Here is an 11,989-nt window from a genome sequence, read left to right on the forward strand (position 1 = left end):
GGCGGGGCGGTGCGCACCACCCCGTCTCCCGATCGGCAAGCGCTCACCACCGGACCAGGACTTTCGTCCGCGACCTCGGTCACGCCCCGGCGGCGCGACGCGCACCGAGTACCCTGCGTCCAGCGCGTGCGTGGACGACGTGCGGCAGGAGACGGGAGGCTGTCGGCGATGGCTGGCTCGCAGACCGCCCTCCGTGAGGCGAACCGCGCCACCGTCATCGAGACGGTGCGCCGCTACGGCGGCCTGACGCAGGTCGAGCTCGCGGCGGCCACCGGCCTGTCGGCGGCCACCGTGTCGAACATCGTGCGCGAGCTGCAGGGCGCCGGCGCGGTGGACGTCCGCACCACCATCCACAACGGCCGCCGGGCGCAGCTCGTCACGATGGTGCACCGCACGGGCATCGCGGCGGGCGTGCGGATCGGCACCCGGCACATGTCGATCGCGCTGGCCGACTCCGCGCAGCAGGTGCTGGTCGAGCAGACGCTGCCGCTGCCGCACGAGCACCGCGCGGACACGAGCCTGGACCGCGCGGCGCTGCTGGTGGTCGAGCTGCTGGAGCGCGTCGGCTCGTCGCTGGGCGAGCTGCTCGGCATCGGCATCGCGGTGCCCGCGCCGGTGGACGCGGCGACCGGCACCATCTCGGTGCCCGGCATCCTGCGCGGCTGGGACGACGCGCCGGTGGCGCAGGTGATGTCGAAGCGGCTCGGCGTGCCCGTGTTCGTGGACAACGACGCGAACCTCGGCGCGCTCGCGGAGAGCCGGGTCGGCGCCGCGCGGCTCTACCAGGACTCGGTGTACGTGCGGGTCTCGCACGGCACGGGCGCCGGCGTGGTGCTGTCCGGCCGCCTGCACCGCGGGTTCGCCGGGACGGCCGGGGAGATCGGGCACGTGCAGGTCGACGCCGGCGGGGTGGTGTGCCTGTGCGGCAGCCGCGGGTGCCTCAACACGGTGGTCGGGGCGCCCGCGCTGATCGAGGTGCTCCGGGCGAGCCGCGGGCCGCTGACGCTGCGGGACATCGTGACCCTGGCCCTCGACGGCGACCCGGGCTGCCGGCAGGTCGTCGAGGACGCGGGCTCCGCGGTGGGCGCGGTGGTGGCCGGCCTGGCGATCGCGGTCAACCCGCAGTGCGTGGTGGTGGGCGGCGAGCTGGCCGAGACCGGCGAGGTGCTGCTGGGCCCGATGCGCGAGGCGATCCGGCGGCGGGTGCCGCTCAACCACATCGCGCCGCTGGAGGTGGTGGGCGCGGAGCTCGGGCCGCAGGCGGAGGTGATCGGTGCGCTGCTGCTCGTCCTCGAGAACACCCACGAGCTGACGCACTGGTTCGAGCACCAGGACGGAGACTGATCGAGGTGGACGACGCACCGGCGACGGGGCCGGCGGTGATCGAGGAGGTGACGATGGCAGGCACGCAGGCGGCACCGCGCCCTCCTGTGCTCTCGCTGCGGCAGGTCACCAAGCGGTTCGGCGCCGTGGAGGCGCTGACCGGCGTGAACCTGGAGCTGCACGCGCACGAGGTCGTGGCGCTGGTGGGCGACAACGGGGCCGGCAAGTCGACCCTCGCGAAGATCGTGTCCGGGGTGCTGCAACCGGATGCCGGGCTGGTGGAGGTCGCCGGCGAGCCGGTGAGCATCCCGAACCCGGCCGCCGCGCACACGCTGGGCATCTCGACGGTGTTCCAGGACCTCGCGCTGTGCGAGAACCTCAGCGTGACGGCGAACATCTTCCTGGGCCGGGAGCTGCGCACGTCGCGGGTGGGGCCGATGGACACCGACAGCATGGAGCTCGAGGCGGCGCGGCTGCTGCGGGACCTCACGGTCTCGGTGCCGTCGGTGCGGGTGCCGGTGCGCGAGCTCTCGGCGGGGCAGCGGCAGGCGGTCGCGATCGCGCGGACCCTGACGACCCGGCCACGGATCCTCGTGCTCGACGAGCCGACCGCCGCGCTGTCGGTGGTGCAGACGGCCGAGGTGCTCATGCTGGTGGAGCGGCTGCGGGCGATGGGGCTCGGCGTGATCCTCATCAGCCACAACCTGGCGGACCTGCGGGCGGTCGCGGACCGCATCGAGGTGCTGCGCCACGGGCGGAACAACGGGTCGTTCGACGCCGGGACGTCGGCGCCGGAGGAGATCATCGGCGCCATCGCGGGGGCGACCCGCGTCATCCGGCCGATGTGGGCCACGCGGTAGGTATTGCCTTCAGAGGTTGTGGGCAATACCGCTGACCTGCGCGTCAGCGGCGCGCCGCGTACCCGCGAGAGGCCCGCTCCCACCCGCCGGGACGCCACACGGGCGGCGATCGCGCGCCGAGACGGCCCCGGCGCGTTGCGATCCGATAACGAAGCGCGCTCCTTGCCTTCAGAGGTTGACGGCTAGGACGCCACGTCCCTAGTGTCCGACGCGGACCACGACCGGCGACGACGCCGGCCCGTGCAGCGAGGCACAGGGAGCAGGAACGATGACGGACACCCCCGTCGTCCTCGAGATGAGGTCGATCACGAAGGTCTTCCCGGGCGTGCGCGCCCTGGACGACGTCTCGATGACGGTGCGCGCGGGCGAGATCCACGCGATCTGCGGCGAGAACGGCGCCGGCAAGTCCACGCTCATGAAGGTCCTGTCCGGCGTCTACCCCTACGGCACCTACGACGGCGAGATCGTCTACCAGGGCGAGGAGGTGCGCTTCAAGGACATCAAGTCCAGCGAGCGCGCGGGCATCGTCATCATCCACCAGGAGCTCGCGCTCATCCCCGAGCTGTCGATCGCGGAGAACATCTTCCTCGGCAACGAGACCACCGGCCGGTTCGGCATCGACTGGGAGACGGCCCGCGAGCGCGCCGCCGAGCTCATGGCCCGCGTCGGCCTGGACGCCTCCCCCGACGAGCAGATCAAGAACCTCGGCGTCGGCAAGCAGCAGCTCGTCGAGATCGCCCGGGCGCTGTCCAAGGACGTGCGGCTGCTGATCCTCGACGAGCCGACCTCCGCCCTCAACGAGGAGGACTCGGCGCACCTGCTGGACCTGCTGCGGGGCCTGCGCTCCAAGGGCATGACCAGCATCATGATCAGCCACAAGCTCAACGAGATCGCCGCCATCGCCGACTCCATCACGATCATCCGCGACGGCCGCACGGTCGAGACGCTCGACGCCGCGGCCGGCGAGGTCGACGAGGACCGCATCATCCGCGGCATGGTCGGGCGGGCCCTGGACCACCGGTTCCCCGAGCACACCCCGCACATCGGGGAGACGTTCTTCGAGGTGCGGGACTGGACCGTCGAGCACCCGCAGGTGCCCGGCCGCCTGGTCTGCAAGGGCTCGTCGTTCCACGTCCGGCACGGGGAGATCGTGGGCTTCGCCGGCATCATGGGCGCCGGCCGCACCGAGCTCGCCCGGTCGCTGTTCGGCCGGTCCTACGGGCGCTGGCTCGGCGGGCAGATCACGATCGACGGCGAGCCGGTCGAGCTCCACACCGTGCAGCAGGCCATCGCGCACAAGATCGCCTACGTCCCGGAGGACCGCAAGGTCCAGGGGCTCAACCTGCTCGACACCATCGCCGACACGATCGTGTCCTCCGACCTGCGGCGGGTCACGCGGCGGGGCGTGCTGGACCCGGACGCCGCGTACCTCGCCGCGGAGGAGTACCGGCGCTCGCTCAACGTCAAGGCGCCGTCCGTGCGGGTCGGCGTCGTGAAGCTCTCCGGCGGCAACCAGCAGAAGGTGCTGCTCGGCAAGTGGATGTTCCCCGAGCCCGACCTGCTGATCCTCGACGAGCCGACGCGCGGCGTCGACGTCGGGGCGAAGTACGAGATCTACGGCCTGGTGAACCGGCTGGCGGACGCCGGCAAGGGCGTGGTGGTGATCTCGTCCGAGCTGCCCGAGCTGCTCGGCCTGTGCGACCGCATCTACACGATCTTCGAGGGGCGCATCACCGGCGTCCTCGACCGGTCGGAGGCCACGCAGGAGAACCTCATGCGCCTCATGACGGGCAGCAGCCCGGCTCTCACCTACTGATCACGGCAGAAGGACGGCCCTGACGATGACGTCACTCAAGCAGCTGTTCGGCGGCGGAGCCCGCCAGTTCGGCATGGTGTTCGCGCTGATCGCGCTGATCGCGGTGTTCCAGATCGCGACCGGCGGCAAGGTGCTGACGGCGACGAACGCGCAGAACATCATCAACGGCAACTCGTACGTGCTGATCCTCGCGATCGGCATGGTGCTCGTCATCATCGCCGGGCACATCGACCTGTCCGTCGGCTCGGTGGCCGCCGTGGTCGGCATCATCGTGGCGCTCGCGATCCGGGACTGGGGCATCCCGTGGTGGGCGGGCATCCTGCTCGGCCTCGCCGTCGGGGCGGTGATCGGCGCGTGGCAGGGGTTCTGGGTGGCGTACGTCGGCATCCCCGGGTTCATCACCACCCTCGCCGGGATGATGTTCTTCCGCGGCGCGAACCAGTACATCGGCAAGTCCAACACCGTGCCGGTGCCGAAGGAGATCCAGACGCTCGGCGCGGGCTACCTGCCGGAGTGGGGGCCGAACACCGGCCTCAACAACTGGACCCTGGTCCTGGGGGTCGTCGCGATCGCGGCCCTCGTCTACGGCGAGTCCCGGCGGCGCCGGTCCGCCCGGCGCCTCGGCGGCTCCCCCGTCCCGACGTGGGTGTCCGTGGTCCGCGCGGGCGGCCTGTCGGTCGTCGTCGCGGGCGTGACCTGGCTGTTCGGGTCGGGCCGCGTCGGGACGTCGTTCCCGGTGTCCGGCGTCATCCTCGTCGCGCTCGTGCTGATCTACGCGTTCGTGTCCAACCGGACCATCACCGGCCGGCACGTGTACGCCGTGGGCGGCAACAAGGTCGCCGCGTCGCTGTCCGGCGTGAACATCCGCCGCACCAACTTCTTCGTGATGATGAACATGTCGGTGCTCGCCGCGCTGGCCGGCATCGTGTTCATCGGCCGGTCCACCGCGTCCGGCCCGTTCGACGGCACGAACTGGGAGCTCGACGCGATCGCCGCCGTGTTCATCGGCGGGGCCGCGGTCTCCGGCGGTGTCGGCACCGTCGTCGGCTCGCTCATCGGCGGCCTGGTCATGGCGGTGCTCAACAACGGCCTGCAGCTCATGGGCGTCGGCTCGGACAGCACCCAGATGATCAAGGGCCTGGTGCTGCTCGCCGCGGTCGCGTTCGACGTCTACAACAAGATCCAGGGCCGGCCGTCGATCGTCGGCCTGCTGATGCGCTCGCGCCGGCAGACGCAGATCCCCGGGGGACCGGAGGGGCCGGAGTCCGCCTCGCCCGTGTCCGGGTCGGCCCCGGAGACCCTCGCCCAGCGCTGAACCTCCCGCCCGGCCGGGTCCCGGCCGGGGCACGCCACCGCACCCGATGAGGGGTGCCCAACCGAGGGAAGAGTGACACCACCCATGAAGAAGCTGACTGCGGCGCTCGTCGCCGCCGGAGCCGCCGGAGCGCTGATGCTCACGGGGTGCTCGTCCGAGCGCGGCGGGTCCACCGAGGGGTCGTCCGACGGGTCCTCCGAGGCGGCGGCCGGGTTCGCGGCCGACGCCACCATCGGCGTGGCGCTGCCGCAGAAGACGTCGGAGAACTGGGTGCTCGCCGAGCAGCTGTTCAACGACGGCCTCACCGACGCCGGCTTCAAGCCGATCGTGCAGTTCGCGAACAGCGGCGTCACCGAGCAGCAGAACCAGATCCAGGCGATGGTCGAGCAGGGCGCGAGCGTCATCGTGGTCGGCGCGATCGACGGCTCGCAGCTCGGCACGCAGCTGGAGGCGGCCAAGGACTCCGGCGCCTCCGTCATCGCGTACGACCGCCTGGTGAAGAACACCGACGCCGTCGACATGTACGTCGCGTTCGACAACTTCCAGGTCGGCGTCCTGCAGGGCCAGGCGCTGCTGCAGGGCCTCGAGGAGCGCAAGGGCGACGGCCCCTACAACATCGAGCTGATCGCCGGCTCGCCGGACGACGCCAACTCGACGCCGTTCTTCGAGGGCGCCATGAGCATCCTGCAGCCGAAGATCGACGACGGCACCCTCGTCGTCGTGTCGGGCCAGACCTCGTTCGAGCAGGTCGCGACCCAGGGCTGGAAGGCCGAGAACGCGCAGAAGCGCATGGACACCATCCTCGCCGGCTCCTACACGGACACCGAGCTGGACGGCGTGCTGTCGCCGAACGACACCCTCGGCCGCGCGGCCCTGACGTCCGTCTCCCAGGCGGGCAAGGACACCCCGGTGGTCACCGGCCAGGACTCCGAGGTGGAGTCCGTGAAGTCGATCATGGCCGGCGAGCAGTACTCGACGATCTACAAGGACACCCGCGAGCTGGTGGCCCAGACCATCAAGGAGATCCAGCTCCTGCAGAAGGGTGAGGACCCGGAGATCAACGACACCGAGTCGTACGACAACGGGGTGAAGGTCGTCCCGTCGTTCCTCCTGACGCCGGTCATCGTCACGAAGGAGAACGCTGCGGACGTCTACAAGAACGACGACACGCTCTTCCCGCTGACCCAGGGCTGAGCGTCACCCGGAGGGGCGGGCCCGGTGCGGGTCCGCCCCTCCGCCGCGTCCGTGGGATTTCCGCCGGACACCGGGTCGCCCCCGGTCCTAGCGTGAGACCCATGCGGATCTCCCCCGCCCAGGTCGCCGTCGACTGCACCGACCCGTTCGCCCTCGCCGACTGGTGGCGCGACCGGCTCGGCTGGCGGGACGTGTACCGGACCGAGCACCGCGCGCACGCGATCATCGAGGCCGTCGACGGCTCGGGCTGGCGGCTGTGCTTCATCCGCGTGCCGGACCCGACGCCGGGCAAGAACAAGCTGCACCTCGACGTGCACTGCGAGGACCGCGACGTCGCCGCGCGCGAGCTCGTGGCGGCCGGCGCGACGGAGGTGCGGCGCGACGGCATGGACGACTACGGCTGGGTCGTCATGGCCGACCCGGAGGGGAACCTGTTCTGCGTCTCCAGCCCGGGGCGCTGAGCACGCCGGGTCACCCCGCGGTGACCCACTCCTGGGCGAGCACGGCGTACCGGTAGGCGTCGTGCCAGACCGGCCGGCCGTCGGCGTCGTCCTCGAACGACGCGCACCGCCGCTCGTGCCCCTCGCGCCGCATCCCGAGCCGCTCGAGCAGCCGCCAGGACCGCTCGTTGCGCGGGTCGCACCCCGCGACCACCCGGTGGGCGCCCTCGGCCCGGAAGCAGTGGTCGACGACCGCCCGCGTCGCCTCGGTGGCGTAGCCCACGCCGCCGTACCGGGGGTCGAAGACGTAGCCGACCGCCCAGGTGCGCCAGGCCGGCGGGCCCTCGGGCGCGCAGTACACGTGGCCGACGAGCACGTCGTCCTCGCGCCGGACGGCCGCGACGAAGCGCGGGTCACCGGCGCGCCGGGCCGCCTCCCGCTCGGCCCCGTCCCGGGTGACCGGGCCGTAGGGCTCGAACCGCACGACCTCCGCCAGGCCGAGGTACGCGTGCAGCGCGGCCCCGTCGGCCGCGGTGAAGGGCCGCAGGACCAGGCGCGGCGTCGTGGCGTGCACGGCCCGACCGTACGACCGCCGAGCCCCCGCTGTCGCCGGGTTTGCGGCCGTCACCGCCCCGCCGGCCCCGGCGCCCGCGCACCGCGGCGGTCCCCCGCCCGCCACAGCCCGAGCGCCACCGCCCCCAGCGCGAGCGTGCCGAGCAGGGTCACCACCCGCCACACCACGGTCGCCGCGAGCACCCCCGCCTCGACCTGCTGGCCCCCGGAGGCCGTGAACCAGCCGAGCAGCAGCGCGTCCAGCACGCCGAAGCCGAACAGCGGCAGGATCGTCAGCGGGTAGCAGAGCAGGAACACCCCGAGCACGAGCGTCAGCGGCAGGTCGTCGCCGCGGACGCCCACCGCGCGCAGGGCGAGCAGCAGGATCGCGGCGTCGGCGAGCACCATGCCGGTCAGCGCCGCGAGCGACGGCACCAGCCCCGTGCGCAGCCCGGTCGAGGTCTCCGCCCGCAGCCGCACGGTGCGGGCCGACCACGCCCCCGGGTCGGTGCCGCGGCGGACCACCCGGACGGCCCGCCCGGCGGTGGCCCCCACCCACGCCGCGAGCCGCTCGTCCCGCAGCAGCAGCGCCAGCCCGGCGAGCACCACCGCGGCCGCCAGCGCGCACAGCCCGCCGACCAGCCAGTGCCGCCGCTCCAGGCCGTGCCCGGCCAGCAGACCGAGGCCGAGCACCGGCACCGCGAACCGCACGACGTAGAACTGCACCGAGTTGAGCGTGACGCCGGCCATCCCGAGCACCGGGTCCAGCCCCCACGACCGGAACATGGCGACGCGGACCGCGATGTCGGCCGGCGGCGGCGCCACCGTCGCGACCAGGTTGGCGGTGAGGTCGTTCTGCGTCGAGCGGGCGATCCCCAGGCCCGGCAGAAACCGCGTGAGGGGCACCGCGTTCAGCACCTGCCGCAGCAGCAGCGCCCCGGCGAGCGGGAGGACGACCCACGCCTCCAGGCTGCCGAGCGCCGCGCCGACCGCCGCCCAGTCCACCGTCCCGACCAGCCGCGTGACCAGCCGGTACAGCAGCGCCGCCGCGGCGAGCGTCACCGCGACGCGCAGCCACGGCCGCCGGCGCTGCGGCTCACCGGCGGGCGGCACCGCCCCACCACCGGCCGGGACGGCGGCGCTCACCGCTCGCCGTACGCGGAGATCGCCTCCACCAGCAGCCGCGCCCCGAACCCGGTCGCGCCCTTGGTGCGCCACGCGTCGTCGGTCTCGGAGCGCATCGGGCCGGCGATGTCGACGTGCGCCCAGGGCGTCGTCCCGACCCACTCGGCGAGGAACAGCGCGGCGACCGTCGCGCCCGCGGACTCCCCGCCCAGGTTCTTGAGGTCCGCGACCTCCGAGTCGAGCCACGGCCGGTAGCGCGCGTCGAGCGGCAGCCGCCACACCCGCTCGTCGGTCAGGTCCGCGGCGTGCTCGACCAGGTGCACCATCGCGTCGTCGTTGCCGATCACCGCCGCCGTGAGCGGCCCGAGAGCCATGAGCGCGGCACCGGTGAGCGTCGCGACGTCGAGGATCGCGTCCACGCCGGCCTCCCGGACCAGGTCGACCGCGTCCGCCATCACCAGCCGGCCCTCGGCGTCCGTGTTGACCACCTCGATGGTCCGTCCCGACCGGGTCGTCAGCACGTCCCCCAGCTTGGTCGCCGACCCGGACGGCATGTTGTCCGTGCAGGCCAGGTAGGCGGTGACGTGCACGGGGACGTCGAGCTCGGCGAGCACGGTCATGGCCGCGAGGATCGACCCGGCCCCGGTCATGTCCATCTTCATCGCCGCGTGCATGGCGTTGGACGGCTTGAGGCTGATGCCGCCGGAGTCGTACGTGATGCCCTTGCCGACGAGTCCGAGGTGGCCACCCCGGGCCGGGCCGGCGGGCACGTGCTCCAGCCGGATCATCCGCGGCTCCACCGCCGACCCCGCGTTGACGCCGAGCAGGCCGCCGCACCCCAGGTCGACCAGCGCCGCCCGGTCGAGCACCTCGACGCGCAGCCCGGCGGCCCCGCCGAGCCGCACCGCGACGTCCGCCAGGCCGGGGGCGGTGAGGTGCCCCGCCGGCGCGCTGGCGAGGTCCCGGGACACCGCCGCCGCGCGGGCGAGCACCAGGCCGCGCTCGGCCCCGGCGCGCGCCGCGTCGACGCGGTCGGCGGGCACCACCAGCACGATCTCCGTGAGCGGCACGCCGGCGGGCTCGGTGCGCAGCGGGTCGTAGCGGTAGCGGCCGAGGACCGCGCCCTCGACGACGGCCTGCGCCGCGAGCGCCGCGTCCCCGGCCGGCGCCGCCCCCGCCAGCGACGTCACGAGCGTCGCGCGGTGGCCGAGCGCGCGCGCCAGCACCGCCGCGGCGTCCCGGAGCGCGGCGGGCGTGGCCTCGGCGCCGTAGCCGACGAGCACGCGGGGAGACGCGGCGGCCACGTCGAGCACCAGGGTCTGCCCCGGCCGGCCGGCGAACCCCCAGTCCCCGAGCGCCTCCCGGTCGGGCACCCCGTCGGGCAGCGGGCCGTCGACGCCGACGCCGAGGCCGTGCGGGCCGGCGGGCAGCGCGGGGTCGTCCGGCGCGACCACCCGCAGCCGGGTCGCCGGGACGGACGTGGCGGAGGGGACGGGGTCGACGTCGCGCATGGCGGGTCCTCTTCTCTCGTGGTGGGTGTCAGGGGCTGAAGGGCCACACCAGCGGCACCAGGAGGACGGCGACGGCCAGCCAGGCGAGCATCGTGACCAGCCCGAGCCGCCAGTAGTCGCCGAACCGGTAGCCGCCCGGCGCCATCACCATCATGTTGGCGGGGGTGGCGATGGGGGTGAGGAAGGACGCCGCACCGGCGACGGCGACGAGCATGAGCACCGGCGCGGGGTGGACGCCGGACGCCTCGGCGGCGGCGAGCGCGACCGGCACGACGATGAGCACGGTCGCCGTGTTCGACACGATCTGCCCGAGCACCGCGGTCAGCACGAAGAGCGCGACCAGCAGCAGCCGGCCGTCGTCGCCGTCCGGCACCAGCCCGACGATCCCGCCCGCGAGCAGGTCGGCCGCACCGGACGTGCGGATGGCGACGGACAGCGGGATGAGGCCGCCCACCAGCACGACGGTCTGCCAGGAGATCGCCCGGTACGCCTGCTGCGGGGTGACGACGCCGGTGACGACCATGGCGACCGCGCCGAGCAGGCCCGCGACCGCCGGCGCCACGACGCCCGTGGCCAGCAGCACGACCGTGACCGCGAGCACCGACAGCGCCGCGCCCGCCCTCGGTCCCAGCGCGACCGTCTGCCGGCGCACCGAGTCCGGGCTGTCGACCACGAGCACCTGCTCCGAGGCGGCGAGCGCCTCGATGCGGTCCCAGCTCCCGTGCACCAGCAGCGCGTCGCCCTCCGCGAGCGCCACGGGTCGCGGGCCGACGTCGCGACCGCGGCGGCTCACGGCCAGCACCGTCGTGCCCGCCCGCACCATGCCCGGGAACACGGCCGTGCCGACGAGCTCCGAGCGGGGGGCGACGAGGACCTCGGCCAGGCCGCGCTGCGCGTCGAGCAGCGCCTCGCGGGTGCGGCGCGTCAGCGGCGTCCGGGCCACCGTGAGGGCCTGGTCGGCCGCGAACGCGGTGACACCCTCCGCGGGCCCGCTGACCACCAGCACGTCGCCCGGCGTCACCGGGCGCCCGTCGGGGCACGGCCCGCCCGCCGCGTCCTGCGCACCGACGAGCACGACCTCGGGCGGCACCGCCACGTCCCGCAGCGCCGCGCCGGCCAGGGGCGAGGCCGCCGGCACCGCCAGCCGGAAGAACCCGTGGTCCAGCCGGTAGTGCTCGACCAGGGTGTCCACGTGGGCCGAGAAGTCGCGGGGCAGCGTCGCGGGCGTGCGCTCCGGGAGCAGCCGGTCGCCCAGCAGCACCGTGACGGCGATCGTCACGAGCACCAGCGGGGCACCGACCACCGCGAACTCGAGGTACCCGAACCGCTCGCCCGTCGCCCCGGCCAGCGCGTCCGAGGCGATCACGTTGACCGTGCTGCCGCTGAGGGTCAGCAGCGCGCCCGCGCTGGCGGCGTACGCGAGCGGCAGCGCCGCCCGGGACGTCGCCATGCCGGACCGGCGCGCGGCGAGCACCATCACCGGGATCAGCGCCGCCGTGGCCCCGTTGGGGGTGACCACCGCCGCGAGCACCGCCGACAGCAGCATGAGCGCGACGACCACCCGCGTGCGCCCCTGCCCCGTGCGGGCGAGGAGCTGCTGCCCCGCCCAGGCCGTCACCCCGGAGGACTCCAGCCCCTCGCTCAGCACGAACAGCGCCGCGATGAAGACCACCACCGGGTCGCCGAAGCCGGCCAGCGCCTGCTCCGAGGTGAGGACGCCGGTGGCCGCGAGCGCCAGGGCGGTCAGCACCGCCACCACCCCGACGGGCAGCCGGTTCCACACGAACAGCACGACGGCGGCCGCCAGGACCAGCAGGCTCAGGGTGGCGTCGGACATGGTCGCGGGCCTCGGG

Annotated in this window: 10 protein-coding genes; 6 read left to right on the forward strand and 4 right to left on the reverse strand. The window is 73.9% G+C overall.

The annotated features are described in order from the left end of the window. The first annotated feature begins 168 nt into the window (after positions 1–168). From AAHH18_RS00140 to AAHH18_RS00165, 6 genes are all read left to right on the forward strand, one after another. Entirely contained in the window at positions 169–1,344 is a 1,176-nt protein-coding gene (locus tag AAHH18_RS00140; protein ID WP_283319226.1) for an ROK family transcriptional regulator, read from the forward strand. Between the two features lie 53 nt (positions 1,345–1,397). Further along, on the forward strand, positions 1,398–2,183 hold the full coding sequence (locus tag AAHH18_RS00145) for an ATP-binding cassette domain-containing protein (RefSeq protein WP_343300216.1): 786 nt from the start codon (positions 1,398–1,400) through the stop codon (positions 2,181–2,183). Positions 2,184–2,451: 268 nt separating this feature from the next. Further along, positions 2,452–3,999: a multiple monosaccharide ABC transporter ATP-binding protein gene (mmsA, locus tag AAHH18_RS00150; protein WP_343300122.1), complete on the forward strand. Its 1,548-nt coding sequence runs from the start codon at positions 2,452–2,454 to the stop codon at positions 3,997–3,999. 25 nt (positions 4,000–4,024) lie between these two features. Next, complete coding sequence (mmsB, locus tag AAHH18_RS00155; protein WP_343300123.1) at positions 4,025–5,314, forward strand: multiple monosaccharide ABC transporter permease; 1,290 nt, start codon at positions 4,025–4,027, stop codon at positions 5,312–5,314. A gap of 84 nt (positions 5,315–5,398) precedes the next feature. Further along, positions 5,399–6,508 (forward strand): sugar-binding protein, encoded by a 1,110-nt coding sequence (locus tag AAHH18_RS00160; RefSeq protein WP_343300124.1) that lies wholly within the window; start codon positions 5,399–5,401, stop codon positions 6,506–6,508. Between the two features lie 101 nt (positions 6,509–6,609). After that, on the forward strand, positions 6,610–6,969 hold the full coding sequence (locus AAHH18_RS00165) for a VOC family protein (RefSeq protein ID WP_283319222.1): 360 nt from the start codon (positions 6,610–6,612) through the stop codon (positions 6,967–6,969). 10 nt (positions 6,970–6,979) lie between these two features. Here the strand turns inward: AAHH18_RS00165 and AAHH18_RS00170 are convergent, their stop codons facing one another. From AAHH18_RS00170 to AAHH18_RS00185, 4 genes are read right to left on the reverse strand one after another with little or no spacing between them, the layout of a single operon-like run. Next, complete coding sequence (locus tag AAHH18_RS00170; protein ID WP_343300125.1) at positions 6,980–7,522, reverse strand: GNAT family N-acetyltransferase; 543 nt, start codon at positions 7,520–7,522, stop codon at positions 6,980–6,982. A 50-nt stretch (positions 7,523–7,572) separates the two neighbouring features. Then, positions 7,573–8,613, reverse strand: coding sequence for a lysylphosphatidylglycerol synthase domain-containing protein (locus AAHH18_RS00175; RefSeq protein ID WP_343300126.1), 1,041 nt, complete (start codon positions 8,611–8,613; stop codon positions 7,573–7,575). Between the two features lie 29 nt (positions 8,614–8,642). Next, entirely contained in the window at positions 8,643–10,136 is a 1,494-nt protein-coding gene (locus AAHH18_RS00180) for a leucyl aminopeptidase family protein (protein WP_343300127.1), read from the reverse strand. Positions 10,137–10,164: 28 nt separating this feature from the next. Further along, on the reverse strand, positions 10,165–11,973 hold the full coding sequence (locus AAHH18_RS00185) for an SLC13 family permease (RefSeq protein ID WP_343300128.1): 1,809 nt from the start codon (positions 11,971–11,973) through the stop codon (positions 10,165–10,167). Positions 11,974–11,989: the final 16 nt, after the last annotated feature.

Source organism: Cellulomonas olei (assembly GCF_039548315.1).
Lineage (GTDB): Bacteria > Actinomycetota > Actinomycetes > Actinomycetales > Cellulomonadaceae > Cellulomonas.